Source organism: Bradyrhizobium sp. 87 (assembly GCF_023073015.1).
In the GTDB taxonomy this organism is placed as follows: domain Bacteria; phylum Pseudomonadota; class Alphaproteobacteria; order Rhizobiales; family Xanthobacteraceae; genus Bradyrhizobium; species Bradyrhizobium canariense_D.
The window spans coordinates 101,313-120,451 of the sequence record NZ_JADPIQ010000148.1 but is presented as its reverse complement, the minus strand read 5'-3'; the positions used below and the strand labels follow the sequence as shown (position 1 = coordinate 120,451).

17 protein-coding genes are annotated in these 19,139 nt (G+C 64.5%); all 17 read left to right on the top strand.

Annotation, left to right across the window (positions count from 1 at the left end; translation table 11 throughout):
- Positions 1 to 63: 63 nt before the first annotated feature.
- Positions 64 to 1,806, top strand: a complete 1,743-nt coding sequence (locus IVB50_RS39030; protein ID WP_026233620.1) for a fumarate reductase/succinate dehydrogenase flavoprotein subunit — start codon at positions 64 to 66, stop codon at positions 1,804 to 1,806.
- 28 nt (positions 1,807 to 1,834) lie between these two features.
- Positions 1,835 to 2,068: a ferredoxin family protein gene (locus IVB50_RS39025; RefSeq protein ID WP_007593252.1), complete on the top strand. Its 234-nt coding sequence runs from the start codon at positions 1,835 to 1,837 to the stop codon at positions 2,066 to 2,068.
- A 2-nt stretch (positions 2,069 to 2,070) separates the two neighbouring features.
- Positions 2,071 to 3,048, top strand: a complete 978-nt coding sequence (locus IVB50_RS39020) for a HEAT repeat domain-containing protein (RefSeq protein ID WP_085352336.1) — start codon at positions 2,071 to 2,073, stop codon at positions 3,046 to 3,048.
- Between the two features lie 111 nt (positions 3,049 to 3,159).
- Positions 3,160 to 4,332 carry a fumarylacetoacetate hydrolase family protein gene (locus IVB50_RS39015; RefSeq protein ID WP_026233621.1) on the top strand — a complete coding sequence of 391 codons (1,173 nt, stop codon included), beginning with the start codon at positions 3,160 to 3,162 and terminating at the stop codon, positions 4,330 to 4,332.
- A gap of 445 nt (positions 4,333 to 4,777) precedes the next feature.
- Positions 4,778 to 5,743 carry a galactofuranose ABC transporter, galactofuranose-binding protein YtfQ gene (gene ytfQ, locus IVB50_RS39010; protein ID WP_018458617.1) on the top strand — a complete coding sequence of 322 codons (966 nt, stop codon included), beginning with the start codon at positions 4,778 to 4,780 and terminating at the stop codon, positions 5,741 to 5,743.
- A gap of 119 nt (positions 5,744 to 5,862) precedes the next feature.
- Entirely contained in the window at positions 5,863 to 7,407 is a 1,545-nt protein-coding gene (locus IVB50_RS39005; RefSeq protein WP_085352337.1) for a sugar ABC transporter ATP-binding protein, read from the top strand.
- A complete protein-coding gene (locus IVB50_RS39000) occupies positions 7,404 to 8,396 on the top strand; it encodes an ABC transporter permease (protein WP_018458619.1) in 993 nt (330 codons plus the stop codon). The genes IVB50_RS39005 and IVB50_RS39000 overlap by 4 nt, the downstream gene beginning before the upstream one ends.
- A complete protein-coding gene (gene yjfF / locus IVB50_RS38995) occupies positions 8,393 to 9,373 on the top strand; it encodes a galactofuranose ABC transporter, permease protein YjfF (RefSeq protein WP_247300160.1) in 981 nt (326 codons plus the stop codon). The genes IVB50_RS39000 and yjfF overlap by 4 nt, the downstream gene beginning before the upstream one ends.
- Positions 9,370 to 10,149: a FadR/GntR family transcriptional regulator gene (locus tag IVB50_RS38990; RefSeq protein WP_018458621.1), complete on the top strand. Its 780-nt coding sequence runs from the start codon at positions 9,370 to 9,372 to the stop codon at positions 10,147 to 10,149. The genes yjfF and IVB50_RS38990 overlap by 4 nt, the downstream gene beginning before the upstream one ends.
- Entirely contained in the window at positions 10,146 to 11,072 is a 927-nt protein-coding gene (locus IVB50_RS38985) for a Gfo/Idh/MocA family oxidoreductase (protein ID WP_018458622.1), read from the top strand. The genes IVB50_RS38990 and IVB50_RS38985 overlap by 4 nt, the downstream gene beginning before the upstream one ends.
- Positions 11,073 to 11,074: 2 nt before the next feature.
- The gene (locus tag IVB50_RS38980; protein ID WP_026233622.1) at positions 11,075 to 12,151 is read left to right on the top strand and encodes an aldose epimerase family protein; all 1,077 of its coding nucleotides are present in this window, start codon (positions 11,075 to 11,077) and stop codon (positions 12,149 to 12,151) included.
- Positions 12,151 to 13,029 (top strand): SMP-30/gluconolactonase/LRE family protein, encoded by an 879-nt coding sequence (locus IVB50_RS38975; RefSeq protein WP_018458624.1) that lies wholly within the window; start codon positions 12,151 to 12,153, stop codon positions 13,027 to 13,029. Before IVB50_RS38980 ends, IVB50_RS38975 begins: the two co-directional genes overlap by 1 nt.
- Before the next feature lie 70 nt (positions 13,030 to 13,099).
- Positions 13,100 to 14,173 carry a multiple monosaccharide ABC transporter substrate-binding protein gene (gene chvE / locus IVB50_RS38970; RefSeq protein WP_018458625.1) on the top strand — a complete coding sequence of 358 codons (1,074 nt, stop codon included), beginning with the start codon at positions 13,100 to 13,102 and terminating at the stop codon, positions 14,171 to 14,173.
- A gap of 185 nt (positions 14,174 to 14,358) precedes the next feature.
- A complete protein-coding gene (gene mmsA, locus IVB50_RS38965; RefSeq protein WP_018458626.1) occupies positions 14,359 to 15,936 on the top strand; it encodes a multiple monosaccharide ABC transporter ATP-binding protein in 1,578 nt (525 codons plus the stop codon).
- Positions 15,933 to 17,123, top strand: coding sequence for a multiple monosaccharide ABC transporter permease (mmsB, locus tag IVB50_RS38960; RefSeq protein WP_018458627.1), 1,191 nt, complete (start codon positions 15,933 to 15,935; stop codon positions 17,121 to 17,123). The genes mmsA and mmsB overlap by 4 nt, the downstream gene beginning before the upstream one ends.
- Positions 17,124 to 17,190: 67 nt before the next feature.
- Positions 17,191 to 17,850: an HAD family hydrolase gene (locus IVB50_RS38955; protein WP_018458628.1), complete on the top strand. Its 660-nt coding sequence runs from the start codon at positions 17,191 to 17,193 to the stop codon at positions 17,848 to 17,850.
- 8 nt (positions 17,851 to 17,858) lie between these two features.
- The gene (locus tag IVB50_RS38950; protein WP_247300158.1) at positions 17,859 to 18,809 is read left to right on the top strand and encodes a sugar-binding domain-containing protein; all 951 of its coding nucleotides are present in this window, start codon (positions 17,859 to 17,861) and stop codon (positions 18,807 to 18,809) included.
- Positions 18,810 to 19,139: the final 330 nt, after the last annotated feature.

The following is a 19,139-nucleotide window of genomic DNA, read 5'->3' as shown; positions in this document are numbered from 1 at the left end:
GGACGCCTGCTGAACAAATCTGATGCAAAGGCGCCGGATCTGCCGGCGGACCAGGAGCAAGCGATGTCACTAGATCAGATCGTCGACGGACTTTCGGAGGTTTCCTGCGACGTGCTCGTTATCGGCGGCGGCACTGCCGGCCCGATGGCGGCGTTGAAGGCGAAGCTGAAGAATCCGAAGGCCAACGTCGTCCTGCTCGAAAAGGCGAACGTCAAGCGCTCCGGAGCGATCTCGATGGGCATGGACGGCTTAAACAATGCCGTCATTCCCGGCTACGCGACGCCGGAGCAGTACACCAAGGAAATCACCATCGCCAATGACGGCATCGTCGATCAGAAGGCGGTCTACAAATACGCGCAGAACTGCTACTCGATCATCGAGGAACTCGACAGTTTCGGCATCCGCTTCCTGAAGAACGAGAACGGCGACTACGCCGTCAAGAAGGTGCACCACATCGGCACCTACGTGCTGCCGATGCCGAACGGCGAGACCGTGAAGAAGGCGCTGTATCGCCAGCTCCGGCGTGCCCGCATCCTGATCTCCAACCGCTATATGGCGACGCGGCTGCTCAAATCCGCCGATGGCCGCATCGCCGGCGCGATCAGCGTCAACACCCGCACCGCCGAGATGCTGGTGATCAAGGCCAAGGCCGTCATCCTGTGCATGGGCGCCGCCGGCCGTCTCGGCCTGCCGACCTCGGGCTACATGTTCGGCACCTACGAGAACGCGGCCAATTCCGGCGACGGCTATTCCATGGCCTATCACGCCGGTGCAGCACTGGCGAACCTCGAATGCTATCAGATCAATCCGCTAATCAAGGACTATAACGGCCCGGCCTGCGCCTACGTCGCCGGTCCCTTCGGCGCCTTCACCGCCAACAACGAGGGATCGCGCTTCATCGAATGCGATTACTGGTCCGGCCAGATGATGCTGGAGTTCTACAACGAGCTGTTGTCCGGGAAGGGCCCGGTGTTTCTCCAGCTCAAGCATCTTCACCCCGACACCATCTCGGAGATCGAATCGACGCTGCACAAGGTCGAACGTCCCACGCGCGGCCTGTTCCAGCAGGGGCGCGGGGTCGACTACCGCAGCGAGTCGATCGAGATGCACATCTCCGAGATCGGCTTCTGCTCCGGTCACAGCGCGTCGGGCGTGTTCGTCGACGACAACGCGCGCACCACCGTCCCGGGCCTCTATGCCGCCGGCGACATGGCGAGCGTGCCGCACAACTACATGCTCGGCGCCTTCACCAACGGTTCGGTCGCCGGCGTCGACGCGATGGAGTTTGCGGACAATCACGACTTCGCGGAATTCGACGCGGCTGAGGTCGCCCGCGAACGTGACCGCGTCATGGCGCCGACCAAACGCGAGGACGGTATTCCGCCGAACCAGATCGAGTACAAGACGCGGCGTCTCGTCAATGACTATCTCCAGCCGCCGAAAGTCACGCGCAAATACGAGCTCGGCATGCGCCGGCTCGCTGAAGCGAGGGAAGACATGCAGGAGCGCATGATCGCGCGCAATGCGCACGAACTGCTCCGCGCGCTCGAAGTCCAGTCGATCATGGATTGCGCGGACATGGCTGTGCATGCCTCGCTCTACCGCGAAGAAAGCCGTTGGGGCCTCTATCACTGGCGGACGGATTTCCCGGAGAAGGACAACGAGAACTGGTTCTGCCACACGTTGCTCAGCAAGCAGGATGGCAAGATGACCAGCGAGAAGCGTGCCGTGGAGCCCTATATCGTACCGATCGCCGACGATGAGAAGGATCTCTACGACAAGCAGCGCATCCGCGCGACAGCCTGACCCGCCGCACAAATACAGGAGACATACGATGCCTCTCGCTTCCTATCAGACATCGGTTCCGGTGGTCGTCGATGACGCCAAATGCATCGCGGACAAGGGCTGCACGGTGTGCGTCGACGTCTGTCCGCTCGACGTACTGCGTATCAGCGATATGACCAACAAGGCCTACATGGCCTATGACGAATGCTGGTACTGCATGCCCTGCGAGGCGGATTGCCCGACCGGCGCCGTCACCGTCAACATTCCTTATCTCCTGAGGTAGCCATGTCGAGCCCGTTCGAATCCTACGACGATCTCGAAGACGCCGACGAGCGGCTCCAGGCTGCCGATCCAGGGGAGCGCCGCGTCGCGATCATCGCGCTCGGCCATTCCGGCGATCCCGCCGCCGTCGGCCATCTCGCCAAAATGGTCGCCGATCCTGATGCCGGCGTCCGCCAGCAGGTCGCGATGGCGCTCGGCGAGTTCGACGGGCCGGAGGCCGCGGCTGCGCTGGTGAAGCTGCTCGTCGATCCTGAACGAATCGTTGCGTCCGCCGCGGCCGACAGCATGGCGGAGTTCAAGGATCCGGCTTGCGCCGAGATCATCCTGCCGCTGGTCAAGCATGCCCACGCCTTCGTCCGCATGGGCGCGTTGCGTGCGCTGAAGGAGCTGCGCTGCAAGGACACACTGAAACCGGCGCTGGAAGCGCTCCAGGATTCCGATGCCGCCGTGCGGGTGCAGGCGATCGGCGTGATCGGGTTCCTCAAGCTGGAGGAATCAATTCCGGCGCTGACCGCGCTGATCAACGATCCCGACGCGCATGTGCGCCGTGCCGCCGTCAGCGCGCTCGCCTTCTCGCAGATGAAGCCCGCGGCCGAGATGATCACGCGCGCGTTGAAGGATTCGGACTGGATGGTGCGGGAGATGGCCGCGGAAACGCTGGGCCTCAACGTCAACGGATCGATTGCCGCCGACCAGCTCATCGCTTCGCTCAGTGACGAGTTCTGGCAGGTGCGGCTGAAGGCAATCCGCAGCCTTGGCCGGATGAAAATCGAGCGCGCGGTGCGCCCGATCGGCAACTGCGTGAACCATGAGCAGGCCAATCTGCGGAAAGAGGCGGCGGCTGCGCTTGGCGAGATCGCCCACCACGACGGCGAAGCGTTCCTTGCCGTCATCGCCGACGATCCCGATCCCGAGGTGCGCAAGAACGCGCGCTGGGCGCTTCAGCAGATTGCGGCCCGAAAAGCGCGGGCGGGGGCATAGAAGCGCGGCGGGCTGCCGCGCTGGACTTCCCGTCCCAGACGTTTATTGGTCTTCGCCAATGTGATAGGCCTCCGCGAGCGAGGCCGATCCGAAAAGAGCGAGGATACGCCCATGACGACATTGACGGTAAAGGACCTTCTTCCCGAGGACGGCACGCGGGGAACGCTCGTCGGCCGCGTCTGGCTGCCGCAGGCGAATGGCCCGGCCGTGGTCGCCGTGCGCGGCGATGGTGTGTTCGACGTCACCGCAAAATTCCCGACCGTCAGCGCACTCTGCGAGGAAGACAATCCGGCGAAGGCGCTTGCCGCGACCAAGGGCGAGCGCATCGGCGATCTCGAGGCCATCGTCGCCAACACGCCTCCCGATCAGCGCGATCCGAAAAAACCGTGGTTGCTTGCGCCCGTCGATCTCCAGACGCTGAAGGCGGCCGGCGTCACCTTTGCCATCTCGATGCTGGAGCGCGTGATCGAGGAGCGGGCAAAGGGCAATCCGGCCTCGGCCGAAGCGATCCGGAAGGAAGTGACCCGGCTGATCGGCGACGATCTGTCGAAGCTCAAGCCGGGCTCGGACAAGGCGATGCACCTGAAGCAGGTGCTGATCGACCAGAACGCCTGGAGCCAATATCTCGAGGTCGGCATTGGCCCCGATGCCGAGGTCTTCACCAAGGCGCCGACCTTGTCGTCGGTCGGCACCGGCATGGATGCGGGGCTGCATCCGAAGTCGACCTGGAACAACCCCGAGCCGGAGCTGGTGCTGTTCGTCTCGAGCCGCGGCACGATCGTCGGTGGCGCCCTCGGCAACGACGTCAATCTGCGCGACTTCGAGGGCCGTTCGGCACTGCTGTTGTCGAAGGCCAAAGACAACAACGCCTCGTGCTCCATCGGCCCGCTGCTGCGCCTGTTCGACGACAGCTTTACCCTCGACGACGCCCGCAAGCTCGACATCAGCCTGAACGTCAAGGGGCAGGACGGTTTCGTCCTCGACGGCCATTCCTCGATCAGCATGATCAGCCGCGATCCGACCGATCTGGTCGAGCAGACCATCGGCAAGGTGCACCAATATCCCGATGGCTTCGTGCTGTTCCTCGGGACCATGTTCGCGCCGGTTAAGGATCGCGACGCGCCGGGACAGGGGTTCACCCACAAACGCGACGACATCGTCACGATCTCGGCGCCCCAGCTCGGCAAACTCGTCAACCGCATGCGGGCCAGCGACGAATGCGAGCCCTGGACGTTCGGCATCGGCGCGCTGATGAAGAATCTCGCGCAGCGCAAGCTGATCTAGCTCACTGCACGCCGGATGTGGGGGACTCTCCACGAGTCGCTTTGCCTCGATCGACGCAGAAACTCTCTCCCCACCGTCATTGCGAGCGCAGCGAAGCAATCCAGAATCCCTCCCCGGAAAGACTCAGGATTGCTTCGCTGCGCTCGCGGTGATGGGGGGAGGGGTTGCGGGTTCGCCTTTCACCATCCTCCTAGACAGTGTCTTCGCCCCAACTGCCGCATCATTTCGTTCATCTCCGCGTTGCATCCGTGGAATAAAATCGCGCTGCGCGTGACATAGAAGTCGCTCATCCGCTCGCGCGCGCTTTCCGCCTCAATAGTCAAATAATATGACTAGTCGGAACCAAACTTCCGTGAAATAGTCCCTCCCGCCACCTCAAAGGTCGGCCTGTGGGTGCGATGCTACCAATCGGCGCCCCCGGATAACATTTTGGGAGACACGCCTGATGATCGTCAAAGCCCTCTTTGCGGCCAGCGCGACGGCCGCGTTGCTGCTCGCGCTGCCGGCGAATGCCGCCGAGCTCACCATTGGCTTCTCGCAGATCGGATCGGAATCCGGCTGGCGCGCGGCCGAGACCTCGGTCTCCAAGCAGGAGGCCACCAAGCGCAAGGTCAATCTCAAGATCGCCGACGCGCAGCAGAAGCAGGAGAACCAGATCAAGGCGATCCGCTCCTTCATCGCGCAGAATGTCGATGCGATCTTCCTCGCGCCCGTCGTCTCAACCGGCTGGGACTCGGTGCTGAAGGAAGCCAAGGAGGCCAAGATCCCGGTCGTGCTGCTCGACCGCGACATCGATCCCTCCGGCAAGGAGCTCTATCTCACCGCCGTGACCTCCGACAGCGTTCACGAAGGCGAGGTCGCGGGTGACTGGCTGGCGAAGACCGTCGGCGCCAAGGCCTGCAACATCGTCGAATTGCAGGGCACGGTCGGCGCGAGCGTCGCCGCCAACCGCAAGAAGGGGTTTGACACCGCTATCGCCAAGCATGCGAACCTGAAAGTGGTGCGCAGCCAGACCGGCGACTTCACCCGCGCCAAGGGCAAGGAAGTGATGGAAAGCTTCATCAAGGCCGAAGGTGGCGGCAAGTCGATCTGCGCGGTCTATGCGCACAACGACGACATGATGGTCGGCGCGATCCAGGCGATGAAGGAAGCTGGGCTCAAGCCGGGCAAGGAGATTCTCACCGTCTCGATCGATGCAGTCCCCGACATCTTCAAGGCGATGGTCGCCGGCGAAGCCAATGCCACGGTCGAGCTGACGCCGAACATGGCAGGCCCCGCTCTCGATGCCATCGCGGCCTTCAAGGACAAGGGTACCGTTCCGCCGAAATGGATCCAGACGGAATCCAAGCTCTACACCGCCACCGATGATCCGCAGAAGATCTACGACAGCAAGAAGGGCCTCGGTTACTGAGGCGAGAGTGTCGCCGGACGGCCGTGCTTCGGCAGTCCGGCGATCCCGCTCGAAACCGCTGCGCGAACGAACAGGCTCCGTGTCCGCATTGTCAGCGGGCGCCCTTGGGAGTGAATGTCATGGAGAACAGCCAGGATTCCGCTGCTTCCCTGCTGGAGGTGCGTGGGATCAGCAAGAGCTTTGGCGCCGTGCGTGCGTTGCAGGAGGTCGACTTCACGCTTCGCGCCGGCGAGATCCATGCGCTGCTTGGTGAGAACGGCGCGGGCAAGTCCACGCTGATCAAGGTCGTGACGGGCGTATTTCCGCGCGATGCCGGCATCGTCAGACTGGGCGGCGAAGAGGTCGCGCCGCGCTCGGCCAAGGCGGCGGTTCAGGCCGGCATTGCGACGGTCTACCAGGAAGTCAATTTGCTGCCGAATCTCTCGGTGGCGCAGAACCTGTTCCTGGACCGGCAGCCGACGCGCTTCGGCGTCGTGCGCGAGGGCGAGATGCGACGGCGCGCGAAGTCGCTGCTCGCGGATTTCGGTCTCGACATCGACGTATCAGCGCCGCTTGGCAATTACTCGGTGGCGATCCAGCATGTCACCGCGATCGCGCGCGCCGTCGATCTCTCCGCGCGCGTGCTGATCCTGGACGAGCCGACCGCGAGCCTCGACCGCCATGAGGTCGAGATCCTCTTTCGCATCATGCGTCAGCTTGCCAAGCGCGGCATTGGCATCGTCTTCGTCAGCCATTTCCTCGACCAGGTCTACGAGATCTCCGATCGAATCACCGTTTTGCGAAATGGTCGCCTTGTCGGCGAGCGCGAGACCGCGTCGCTGTCGCGGCTCGAGCTGATCCGGATGATGCTCGGCCGCGAACTGGCCGAGACCACCAGCGCGCGGGCCGCGACGCGCGACCATCAGGCCCGCGAAGTCTGCGCAAGCTTCGAGAATTATGGCAAATCAGGCTATGTCGCGCCGTTCAATCTCCAGCTGCGCCATGGCGAGGTCGTCGGCCTCGCCGGCCTGCTCGGTTCGGGCCGGACCGAGACGGCGCGGCTGGTGTTCGGCGCCGAGCGCGCCGATGGCGGGCAGGCGAGGGTGGAAGGCGCGCCTGTCCGGCTTCACTCGCCGCGCGACGGCGTGCGCCACGGCTTTGGCTATTGCCCTGAGGAGCGCAAGACCGACGGCATCGTCGCCGAGCTCACCGTGCGCGAGAACATCGTGCTCGCGCTCCAGGCCAAGCGCGGTCTACATCGGCCGCTGTCGCGACGCGAGCAGGACGAGATCGCAAGCCGTTACGTCAAGATGCTCGACGTTCGCCCGCCCGATCCGGAGCGTCCCGTTGGCCTGCTGTCCGGCGGCAATCAGCAGAAGGTCCTGCTGGCACGGTGGCTTGCGACCTCGCCACGGCTGCTCGTGCTGGACGAGCCGACCCGCGGCATCGACGTCGGCGCGCATGCCGAGATCATCCGCCTGATACGCGAGCTCTGCGACGACGGACTTGCGCTGCTCGTGATTTCCTCCGAGCTCGACGAGATCGTGACCTATTCCGACCGCGTGGTGGTGCTGCGCGACCGCGCTCATGTCGAGGAGCTCGCCGGCGAGGCCATCGACGTCGGCAGCATTCTCGCCGCGATCGCCGCCGATGGGGCCAGTGTCGCGCATGAGGGCAGGGCATGACCGCGCTGTTGCCGCGCCGCGGCCTTGCCCAGATCCTCGCGTTGATCGTCATCCTGGCGGTCGATCGCGTGGTATCGCCGCAATTCTTCGATCTGCGCCTCCAGGACGGCCGGCTGTTCGGCAGCCTGATCGACGTGCTCAACCGCGGCACGCCGGTGGCGCTGCTCTCGCTCGGCATGGTCCTGGTGATCGCGACGCGCGGCATCGATCTGTCAGTTGGCGCTGTGATGGCGATCTCGGGCGCGATCGCGGCGAGCCTCGCCGACAACCACAGTCTGGTCGTGGTGCTGGCGGCTGCGCTCGGCACCGGCCTGATCTGCGGGTTGTGGAACGGATTTCTCGTCGCGGTGCTCGGCATGCAGCCGATCGTGGCGACCCTTATCCTGATGGTTGCGGGGCGCGGCATCGCCCAGCTCATTACCGAGGGCCGCATCGTGACCTTCTCCTCGCCCGATCTGGTCTGGCTCGGCAACGGCTCCATCCTCGGCGTGCCGGTGCCGGTCGCGATTGCGCTGGGCATGCTGATCCTCACCGGCGCGGTGGTGCGCGGCTCGGCACTCGGATTGCTGATCGAGGCCACGGGCGGCAATGCGCGGGCAAGCGAACTCGCCGGCGTCGGCACGCGCGCGATGATTTTGGCGGTCTATGTCTGGTGCGGCGTTTGCGCTGCGCTTGCCGGCGTCATCGCGGCGGCCGACATCATGGGGGCGGATGCCAACAATGCCGGCCTCTGGCTCGAGCTCGACGCCATCCTCGCGGTGGTGATCGGCGGCACCTCGCTGTTCGGCGGCCGCTTCAGTCTCGTGCTGGCCGTACTTGGCGCGCTGATCATCCAGACCATGAACACCGGCATTCTGCTGTCGGGCTATCCGCCGGAGTTCAATTTGCTGGTCAAGGCGGTGGTGGTGCTCGCCGTGCTGCTGCTGCAATCGCCGAAGCTGTCCGGCTTTGCCGGCGTCGTGACGCGGCTGCGGAGGACCAAGGCATGAAAGGCCTGCCGCCCGTCCTCATTACCGCGGTCGTGCTCGTCGCGGGATTTGCGCTCTGCGCGATGCAGTTTCCCAACATCGCTTCCACTCGCGTGGTCGGCAATCTCCTGACCGACAATGCCTTCCTCGGCATCGTCGCGACCGGTATGACCTTCGTCATCATTTCCGGTGGCATCGATCTCTCCGTCGGCTCGGTAATCGGCTTCACCACGGTGTTCGTCGCGCTGGCGATCGAGCGCTGGGGAATGCCGCCCCTGGTCGCCTTCGTCGCTATTCTCGCGCTCTCGGCCGCCTTCGGAGCGGCGATGGGCGCGGTGATCCATGTCTTCGATTTGCCGCCTTTCATCGTGACGCTCGCCGGCATGTTCTTGGCCCGGGGTGCCAGCTTCCTGCTCTCGACGGAATCGGTGCCGATCACAGCACCTGTCTATTCCACCGTGTCGGACTTCGCACTGCGACTACCCGGCGGTGGACGGCTGACGGCGGTCGCGATCATCATGCTTGCGATCGTGATCGGCGGCGCATTGCTGCTGCAGCTCACCCGGTTCGGCGCCAATGTCTATGCGCTCGGCGGCAGCCGGGCGACCGCTAGCCTGATGGGGGTCGCCGTCGGCAAGATGACGGTGAAGATCTACATGCTGTCGAGCCTGCTCGCCGGCATCGCCGGCATCGTCTTCTCCTTCTACACCAGCGCCGGCTATTCGCTGTCCGCCGTCGGCGTCGAGCTTGACAGCATCGCGGCCGTCGTGATCGGCGGCACGCTGCTCACGGGCGGGCAGGGCTCGGTGATCGGCACCTTCCTGGGCGTGCTGATCCAGGGCATGATTCAGACCTATATCAATTTCGACGGAACACTGTCGAGCTGGTGGACCAAGATCGCGACCGGCGTGCTGCTGTTCGCCTTCATCGCCTTGCAACAGGGGTTGGTCGCGCTCGCGCGCCGACCCGTGGCAAAGCGCCTGGGAGCAGTCTCATGACCACCTCGCGCATCCTCGTCATCCCGACGCGCCGGGCGCACTCCAATCACGCGGAGGTGGCCCGCTCGATCGGCGTTGACATCATCGCCGGTCGCTACGCGGAGGGAACGCGCCTGCCTGGCGATGCCGAAATGATCGCGATGTTCGGGGTGTCGCGGCCGGTACTACGGGAGAGCGTCAAGACGCTGGTCGCCAAGGGCCTGCTCACCACCAAGGCCCGCGTCGGCACCGTCGTGCGCGAACGCGTCGCCTGGAATATGTTCGACGCCGACGTGCTGGCCTGGCACCTGGACGCCGGGATCGACAAGCGTTTCCTCAACGACCTGGCCGAGATCCGCCTCGCGGTCGAGCCGCGCGCGGCGATGTTGGCGGCGGCGCAGCGGTCGGAGCAGGATCTATCCGAGCTTCGGCGCTGCATGGAGCGGATGCGACTTGAAGCCTCCGACTCCGTTGGCTTCGCCGATGCCGACCTCGCGCTCCACGTCGCCGTAGCGCGCGCCTCCGGAAATCTGTTCATGCGCTCGATCGGGCACGTCATCGAGGCTGCGTTGCGCGCCTCATTCCTGCTCAGCGCACCGGTCGAACCGGAGGACCGCGACACCGTTCTGCTCTGGCATCAGAAGATCGTCGATGCCATCGCCGCCGGTGATGCCACGACTGCGTCGGAGGCGATGGTCTACGTCATTCACAACGGCATGCGCCGCCACGAGGGTACAGTGATCGAGACTGTACCGGCCGAAGCGCTGCCGTCCGCGGAAGCTGGAGAAACATCGTGACTGAACTTCGCATCGCCATCGTCGGCTTCGGCAAGATCGCGCGCGACCAGCATGTCGGCGCCATTGCAGCGGTTCCCGGCGCGACGCTGGCCGCCGTCGCCAGCCGCAATGCCTCGTTGCCGGATCTGCCGCATTTCGCGACCATCGAGGAGCTGCTGGAAAAAGGTCCGCCGATCGACGCGGTGTCGCTCTGCACGCCGCCTCAAGTGCGCCGCGCCCAGGCGGTCGCAGCGCTGAGGGCCGGCAAGCACGTCATGCTGGAGAAGCCGCCCGGCGCCGGCGTTGCCGAGCTCGATCCGCTGATCGCGATGGCGGGTGAGACCAAGCGAACGCTGTTTGCGACCTGGCATTCGCGCCATGCGCCGGCAGTCGAGCCGGCGCGCGAGTGGCTCGCCGCGCGCCGCATCCGTTCCGTGCACGTCAACTGGAAAGAGGACGTCCGCGTCTGGCATCCCGGGCAGGCATGGATCTGGGAGCCGGGCGGGCTCGGGGTGTTCGATCCCGGCATCAATGCGCTGTCGATCCTGACCAGGATCCTGCCGAAGCCCGTGTTCGTCAACGCGGCCGAGCTCGCCTTCCCCGCCAATTGCCAGGCGCCGATCGCCGCGAAGCTGACGCTGACCGACATCGACGGCCTACCTGTGACCGCCGAGTTCGACTTCCGCCAGACCGGGCCGCAGAGCTGGGATATCCTCGTCGAAACCGACCAGGGCCGGATGACGCTATCACGCGGCGGCCGGATCATGGCGATCGACGGCAAGACCGTTGCCGAGGCGCCCGATGAGGAATATCGGGAGCTTTACCGGCACTTCGTCGCGCTCGCCGCGACAGGCGCGAGCGACGTCGATTTGGCGCCGCTTCGTCTCGTCGCGGACGCCTTCCTGCTCGGCAGGCGCACGATCGTCGAACCGTTTGTGGGTTGATCATGGCTGGATCGAAAACAGAAAGAGACGTGTTCGGAACGCTGCCGGACGGCCGCAAGGTGGACCGCATCGTGCTGCGCGGCGAGGGCGGGTTCGAGGCGCGCATCATCACCCATGGTGCAGTCTTGCAGGCCTTGATCGCGCCGGACGGCAAGGGCGGCCACGACGACGTCGTGCTCGGCCATGATGGGTTTGCCGGCTATCTCGCCGAACGAAAGTTCTTCGGCGCCACCGTCGGCCGCTACGCCAATCGCATCGCCAACGGACAATTTTCGCTGGACGGCGAGACGGTGCAGCTTCCCGTCAACAACGGTCCGAATGCGCTGCATGGCGGCCTCGACGGCTTCGACCGCAAGCTCTGGGACATTGCGGAGGTCGACGATGGCGCCGAGCCCGCGGTCACGCTGACCTACACGAGCTCGCATGGCGAGGAAAACTATCCCGGTCGGCTCGATGTGCGCCTGACCTATCGTGTTACCGGCCCGGCTGAGCTATCCCTGATCATGGAGGCGCGGACCGACCGGCCGACCATCGTCAACCTGACCAACCACAGCTTCTTCAATCTGGAGGGCGCGACATCAGGCACGCCCATACTCGATCACAAGCTGACGGTCGCGGCCGGGCATTTCCTCGCGATCGACCCCACGGCCATTCCGTTGCCGGAGCCGCCGCGCAGCGTTGCCGGCACGCCGTTCGATTTCCGGGAGCCTCGGCCGATCGGCGAGCGCGTCCGCGAGAGCGACCAGCAATTGCGCAACGGCAGGGGCTACGACCATACCTACTGTCTCGCGCGCGACGGTAAGCTCAGTCTCGCGGCGCGACTGGAGGCGCCGCGCTCGGGGCGCATCATGGAGCTGTTCACCGATCAGCCCGGTCTGCAGGTCTATTCGGGCAATTATCTCGACGGCACGATTTCGGGCAAGGGCGGCAAGCTCTACCGGCAGTCGGACGCGATGTGCCTGGAGCCGCATATCTGGCCGGACGCACCGAACCGGCCGGATTTCCCGAGCCCGCGCCTAGCGCCCGGCGAGGTCTATCGCCATCATACGGTCTATCGCTTTGCGGTGAGGACGTCCTGATGGAACAGGTGCCGACCTCGGTTCTTTCGGACGATCCTTGCCATCTCGGCGAGGGGCCGACCTATGACGTGACCACGGACACCGCCTGGTGGTTCGATATCCGGGAGGGGCGACTGTTCGAGGCGCAGCTCGGCAGCGGCAGCATTCGCGTTCATGCGCTGGGCCGGATGGCGAGCGCGCTTGGGCGGATCGATGCCGAAAGGCAGTTGATCGTCGCGGAAGACGGCCTCTATATCCGCAAAATTGCCGACGGCGCGATGAGGCTGCTCTGTCCGCTTGAAGCCGACAATCCCGCGACCCGCTCCAACGATGCCCGCGTGCATCCCTCCGGCACGTTCTGGATCGGCACTATGGGCCGGAAGGCGGAAGCAGGGGCAGGCGCGATCTACGCGTTCCATCACGGCGAGATATCGATGCTGTTTCCGCGCATCAGCATTCCCAACTCGATCTGCTTCTCGCCCGATGGCGCCACGGGCTACTTCGCCGACACGGCGCGCGCGGTGCTCTACGCGGTGCCGCTCAATCCCGTCACCGGCCTGCCGCGCGGCGAGCCGGAGGTGCTGCTGCGCCACACCGGCGTTGGCGGCCTCGACGGTTCGGTGTGCGATGCCGACGGGCAGATTTGGAACGCGTGCTGGGGCGCGAGCCGCATCGACGTCTACTCTCCGCAAGGCGAACGCCTGCGTTCGCTGAGCGTGCCGGCAAAGCAGGCGAGCTGCCCCGCTTTTGTCGGTCCTGGTCTGTCGCGTCTCCTCGTCACCTCGGCCTGGCAGGACATGGATGCGGCGGCGCGTGCCGCCGATCCGCAAGCCGGCTACACCTTCCTGTTGGAGGCCACCGCGCGCGGTCGCGCGGAGCCTGACGTCAAGCTCGCATAGGAGGCTAGAAGCCGCACACCAAATTTCTCGACGACACGAAAAAACAGTCTGACATCCAAGGGAGTGAAACATGTTGAAACTGAAGACCACCTTCCTCGCGCTGGCGCTGGCCGGCGCTGCGACGATGGCCGCGGGCGTCACCGCCTCGGCCCAGGACAAAGCAACAGTCGGCATCGCCATGCCGACCAAATCGTCGGCGCGCTGGATCGACGATGGCAACAATATGGTGAAGGTGCTGAAGGAGCGCGGCTACAACACCGACCTGCAATATGCCGAGGACGACATTCCGAACCAGCTCTCGCAGGTCGAGAACATGGTGACCAAAGGCGCGAAAGCGCTGGTAATCGCCGCGATCGACGGCACCACGCTCTCCGACGTGCTCAAGCAGGCGAAAGCAAAAGGCATCACCGTGATCGCCTATGACCGCCTGATCCGCGGCACGCCGAACGTCGACTATTACGCCACCTTCGACAATTTCCAGGTTGGCGTGCTCCAGGCCGAATCGATCGTGCAGGGCCTCGGTCTTAAGGACGGCAAGGGCCCGTTCAACATCGAGCTGTTCGGCGGCTCGCCCGACGACAACAACGCCTACTTCTTCTACAACGGCGCGATGAGCGTGCTGAAGCCGTACATCGACAGCGGCAAGCTCGTCGTCGTCTCCGGCCAGACGGGCATGGATAAGGTCGCGACCTTGCGCTGGGACGGCGCCACCGCGCAGGCCCGCATGGACAATCTGCTCAGTGCCTACTACGGCAACAAGAAGGTCAACGCGGTGCTGTCGCCGTATGACGGCCTGTCGATCGGCATCATCTCCTCACTGAAGGGCGTCGGTTATGGCAGCGCCGGCCAGCCGATGCCTATCATCTCGGGCCAGGATGCCGAGGTGCCCTCGATCAAGGCGATGCTGCGCGGCGACCAGTATTCGACCATCTTCAAGGACACCCGCGATCTCGCCAAGGTGACCGCCGACATGGTCGACGCTGCGCTTGCCGGCAAGCAGGTCACCGTGAACGACACCAAGACCTACGAGAACGGCGCCAAGACCGTGCCGTCCTATCTGCTCAAGCCGGTCGTGGTCTACAAGGACAATTGGGAGAAGGTCCTGGTCGACAGCGGCTACTACAAGAAGTCGCAGTTCCAGTAGGCTTCTTTTCTTTTCCCTCTCCCCGCTTGCGGGGAGAGGGTTAGGGTGAGGGGAAGCCTCCGCGAGGAAGGAAGCAGTGCGTCTCGCGGAGACTCCCCCTCACCGGATCGCATCGAACGATGCGATCCGACCTCTCGCCGCGAGCGGGGAGAGGTGATCTAACACTGATTGAGGGACGTGAAATCATGACCGCAATGCTGGAGATGCGTAACGTCAGCAAGAGCTTTTCCGGTGTGCAGGCGCTGCGTGATGTCAACTTCTCGGTTGAAGCCGGGCAGATCCACGCCCTCGTCGGCGAGAACGGTGCCGGCAAGTCCACGCTGATGAAGGTCCTCAGCGGCGTCTACCCGGCCGGCAGCTACGAGGGCACCATCATCTTCGATGGCGAGGAGCGCCGCTTCCGCGACATCAACGATTCCGAGGCGCTCGGCATCATCATCATTCATCAGGAGCTCGCGCTGATCCCGCTGATGTCGATTGCCGAAAACATCTTCCTGTCGCATCCGCCGTCAAAGCTTGGCGTCATCGACCGCGACGAGGTGTATCGGCGCACGCGCGACCTGCTCGCGCAGGTCGGCCTCAAGGAATCGCCGGATACGCTGATCACCGATCTCGGCGTCGGCAAGCAACAGCTGGTCGAGATCGCCAAGGCGCTGTCCAAGCGGGTGCGGATGCTGATCCTGGACGAGCCGACCGCGAGCCTCAACGAGGCCGACAGCGCCGCACTGCTGGAGCGGCTGATGGCGTTCCGCGCGCAGGGTATCGGCTCGATCCTGATCTCGCACAAGCTCAACGAGGTCGCCAAGGTCGCTGACCACATCACGGTGCTGCGCGACGGCCGCACCGTCGACAGCATCGATTGCCACGCCGAGCCGATCCAGGAAGACCGCATCATCCGCAGCATGGTCAACCGCGATCTCGCCCACCGCTTTCCGGAGCGCAGCGCAAAGATCGGCGAGCCCGTTCTCACCGTCGAGAGCTGGTCGGTCTACCATCCCATCCATCCCGAGCGGCAGGTGATCAAGAACGTCGATTTCAGCGTGAAGCGCGGCGAAGTCGTCGGTATTGCCGGATTGATGGGCGCCGGCCGCACCGAATTCGCCATGAGCCTGTTTGGCCGGTCGTGGGGCACCACGATCAGCGGTCGCATCCGGCTCGAGGATCATGAGATCGTGCTGCCCAACGTGGCGGCCGCGATCGACGCCGGCCTTGCCTATGTCACGGAGGACCGCAAGCAGCTGGGACTGATCCTCGCCGACGACGTCCGCAAGAACATCACGCTCGCAAGCCTCGACCAGGTCGCTCCTCGCCACGTCATCGACGACATCGCCGAGCTGAAGGTCGCCAGCGACTACCGCAACCGGATGCGCATCCGCTGCTCCGACGTCTATCAGGAGACCAGCCAGCTCTCCGGCGGCAACCAGCAAAAGGTCGTGCTGTCGAAATGGCTGATGACCGACCCCAAGGTCTTGATCCTGGACGAGCCGACCCGGGGCATCGACGTCGGTGCCAAATACGAGATCTACTGTATCATCAACGAGCTTGCAGAAGCCGGCCGTGGCGTGGTGGTGATCTCCTCGGAGATGCCCGAGCTACTCGGCATCTGCGACCGCATCTGTGTCATGAACGACGGCGCCTTCGTCGGCGAGTTCAAGGGACGTGATGCGACGCAGGAAAAGATCATGCGCGCCATCATGCGCAACGACAGAAATTATGGAAGCAGCGCCCTTGCGGGTGCGGAGATGGGAGGATCACAGCCATGACCGACAAGACGGTTTCGCTGCCCGAGGAGGGTCGGCACGGCAGCTTCATCAAGAACAATCTGCGCAATTACGGCATGCTGATGTCGCTGATCGCGATCATGCTGTTCTTTCAGGTCATGACTGGCGGCACGCTACTGCAGCCGCTCAACCTGACCAATCTGGTGCTCCAGAACAGCTACATCGTTATCATGGCGCTCGGCATGCTGCTCGTCATCGTCACCGGCCATATCGACCTCTCGGTCGGCTCGGTCGCGGGCTTCGTCGGCGCGGTGGCTGCCGTGCTCATGGTGACCTACAAGGTCGACTACACGCTCGCCTTTATCGCCTGCCTGCTGCTGGGCGCGGCAATCGGCGCCGCGCAGGGCTATTGGGTGGCCTATTTCAAGATACCGTCCTTCATCGTGACGCTGGCCGGCATGCTGGTGTTCAAGGGCCTCGCGCTTGCGGTATTGCAAGGCCAGTCACTAGGACCGTTCCCGGCCACCTTCCAGAAGCTGTCCTCCGGCTTCATTCCGGAGATGCTGCCCGAGGCCGGCACGCTGCATCCGACGTCGATGCTGGTCGGTGCGGTGCTCGCGCTCGGCCTCGTCTACGCCAGCTCCAAGGGGCGCTCGCGCGAGCAGCTGCACGGCATCGAGGTCGAGCCTTACGCGTTCTTCCTCGGCAAGAGCATTCTCCTGGCTTGCGCTGTGCTCTATTTCACCTATCTGATCGCCTCGCATCGCGGTCTGCCGAACGTGCTGGTCATCATGACCGCGCTGATCGCGCTGTACGGTTTCGTCACCCGCCGCACCGTCATCGGTCGGCAGGTCTACGCGGTTGGCGGCAATGCGAAAGCGGCAAGCCTGTCGGGCATCAAGACGGAACGGTTGACCTTCCTCACCTTCGTCAACATGGGCGTGCTCGCTGCGCTCGCCGGCCTCGTTTTCGCCGCGCGCCTCAACACAGCAACGCCGAAGGCGGGCCTCGGCTTCGAGCTCGACGTCATCGCGGCCTGCTTCATCGGCGGCGCCTCGGCCTATGGCGGTGTCGGCCGCGTCGGTGGCGCCGTGGTCGGCGCCATGATCATGGGCGTGATGAACAACGGCATGTCCATCCTCGGCATCGGCATCGACTATCAGCAGGTCATCAAGGGCCTGGTCCTGCTCGGGGCGGTGTGCATCGACGTTTATAATCAGCGGAGATGAGGCCGCCGACTACGATCGGCTTCAGTGAGCTATTGCTCAACAGGTGAGCATATGATCGAATGGCCGGATGGATCCTGGTCAGTTCGATCTCATTATCTTCGATTGCGACGGTGTGCTCGTCGACAGCGAGCTGTTGAGCTGTCAATGCCTGTCGGACGAGCTGTCCGAATCCGGGATATCGCTGACACTTGCACAAGCGCTGGAGCTGTTCCTTGGACGAAGCACGAGCGCAATTACTCGGCATTATCGCGAGCTCGGCCACGCAATGCCGGTCGATTTTCCGTCCCGGCTGAAGTCGCGCGTGTTGATGGCGTTCGAAAAGGCGCTTCATCCGGTTTCTGATGTCGATATGATCTTGTCGGGCCTGCGGGCACCATTCTGCGTGGCTTCCTCCAGCGACATCGACCGTGTCGCGCTCTCCCTTGACGTCACCGGCCTGCGGGCGCATTTCGGCGACCGGATCTACACCGCGCAGATGGTCAGGCACGGCAAGCCGGCGCCCGATCTCTTTCTCTACGCGGCCGAGCAGATGGGCGCGAAACCTGCGCGCACGCTGGTGATCGAGGATAGTGCGAGCGGCGTGCAGGCGGGCAAGGCGGCCGGCATGACGGTCTGGGGATTTGCCGGCGGCAGCCATTATCGCGGACGCGACGGGCAGGCTATATTGTCGGGTGCGGGGGCCGACCGGGTCTTCGCGCGCATGATCGATTTCTGGAAGGATGACTGACGCCTGCCATGGCCGCCGAGAACGAAAAGTCCAGGCTCGACGACGCCGCGCGTGCCGGCTGGCTCTATTTCATTGCCGGTCACACCCAGGACGAGATCGCGAAGATGCTCCAGGTGTCGCGCGCGTCGGCGCAGCGGCTGGTGTCGCTATGTCTCGCCGAACGGCTCATCACCTTCCGGCTCGAACACCCCATCGCCGCGTGCATGGAATTGGCGGCGCGTCTGAAGGAGCGTTTCGAGCTTACCTATTGCGAGGTGGTGCCGGCTGATCCCGCCGCGCCGCAGGCCACAGCGGGCATAGCCGAACGCTGCGCCAACCTGCTCGATTCCACTCTGCGTTCGGAAACCCCCGTCATCGTCGCGCTCGGGACGGGACGCGCCGTGCGCGCCGCGGTCGAGCGCGTCACGCCGATCGACCGGCCCAATCACCAGATCGTCTCGCTCGTCGGCAACATCTCCGCCGACGGTTCTGCGAGCTTCTACGATACCGTCGGCCGGCTCGCCGATCGCACCGGCGCACGGCATTACCCGATGCCGCTACCGTTCCTGATGTCGTCCGAGGACGAGCGCAACAAGATGGTCCGGATCGAGCCGATCGCGAAGGTGAAGGCCGTCGCGGCCAAGGCGGATTTGCGCCTCGTCGGCATCGGCCAGATGGACCAGAAGGCGCAGGTCCATGTCGACGGCTTCGTCACCCGCGACGAATTGTTCGAGATGATGCGGCAAGGGGCGATCGGCGAGATCACGGGCTGGGCCTATGATTCCAAGGGCCGCCTGCTGAAGGCCGGCACCAACAAACGGTTGACCAGCATTCCGCCGGAGGTCCCGGCGAAGACCACGACGATCGGCGCCGCCGTCGGCGCAGCCAAGGTGCCGGCGATCGCGGCGGCGCTGAATGGGCGGCTGATCAACGGTCTGATTACGGACGAGGCGACCGCAAGGGCGATTCTGGAGCGCTGAGGCGGTTCGTCGTTTCCGCGCGGGGCGCGAGGCAGGGATTTCGCCACCCACGCCGCTGTCGTCGTCCGCGACCCGGCTACGCCAAGGCTTCGCCGGGGTTGAGGTCTGGGGGCGCCGAAGGTTTAGCGAAGGCGGCAGGCGGACGATCCAGGACGCCGCAGCGCCGCTGAGGCAAACCGACAGACGGCACGGAGTACTGGATGCCCCTTCGCGGGGCATGACGGGGAGGGCGACGCACGAGCTCCCCCGCGTCGCAGCACTCATAAGTTGCCGAAACGTCCGCGCGCCTGCTTGACAACGGCCCGCCCTCAGCCGAACATACGCCCAACG

Coding starts and splice junctions, on each gene's coding strand:
- IVB50_RS38990 (WP_018458621.1), top strand. CDS start 9,370: ATGACCACCTCGCGCATCCTCGTCATCCCGACGCGCCGGGCGCACTCC.
- IVB50_RS39025 (WP_007593252.1), top strand. CDS start 1,835: ATGCCTCTCGCTTCCTATCAGACATCGGTTCCGGTGGTCGTCGATGAC.
- IVB50_RS39005 (WP_085352337.1), top strand. CDS start 5,863: ATGGAGAACAGCCAGGATTCCGCTGCTTCCCTGCTGGAGGTGCGTGGG.
- mmsB (WP_018458627.1), top strand. CDS start 15,933: ATGACCGACAAGACGGTTTCGCTGCCCGAGGAGGGTCGGCACGGCAGC.
- chvE (WP_018458625.1), top strand. CDS start 13,100: ATGTTGAAACTGAAGACCACCTTCCTCGCGCTGGCGCTGGCCGGCGCT.
- IVB50_RS38955 (WP_018458628.1), top strand. CDS start 17,191: ATGGATCCTGGTCAGTTCGATCTCATTATCTTCGATTGCGACGGTGTG.
- IVB50_RS38975 (WP_018458624.1), top strand. CDS start 12,151: ATGGAACAGGTGCCGACCTCGGTTCTTTCGGACGATCCTTGCCATCTC.
- mmsA (WP_018458626.1), top strand. CDS start 14,359: ATGACCGCAATGCTGGAGATGCGTAACGTCAGCAAGAGCTTTTCCGGT.
- IVB50_RS39000 (WP_018458619.1), top strand. CDS start 7,404: ATGACCGCGCTGTTGCCGCGCCGCGGCCTTGCCCAGATCCTCGCGTTG.
- IVB50_RS39030 (WP_026233620.1), top strand. CDS start 64: ATGTCACTAGATCAGATCGTCGACGGACTTTCGGAGGTTTCCTGCGAC.
- IVB50_RS38980 (WP_026233622.1), top strand. CDS start 11,075: ATGGCTGGATCGAAAACAGAAAGAGACGTGTTCGGAACGCTGCCGGAC.
- IVB50_RS39020 (WP_085352336.1), top strand. CDS start 2,071: ATGTCGAGCCCGTTCGAATCCTACGACGATCTCGAAGACGCCGACGAG.
- IVB50_RS38950 (WP_247300158.1), top strand. CDS start 17,859: ATGGCCGCCGAGAACGAAAAGTCCAGGCTCGACGACGCCGCGCGTGCC.
- IVB50_RS39015 (WP_026233621.1), top strand. CDS start 3,160: ATGACGACATTGACGGTAAAGGACCTTCTTCCCGAGGACGGCACGCGG.
- ytfQ (WP_018458617.1), top strand. CDS start 4,778: ATGATCGTCAAAGCCCTCTTTGCGGCCAGCGCGACGGCCGCGTTGCTG.
- yjfF (WP_247300160.1), top strand. CDS start 8,393: ATGAAAGGCCTGCCGCCCGTCCTCATTACCGCGGTCGTGCTCGTCGCG.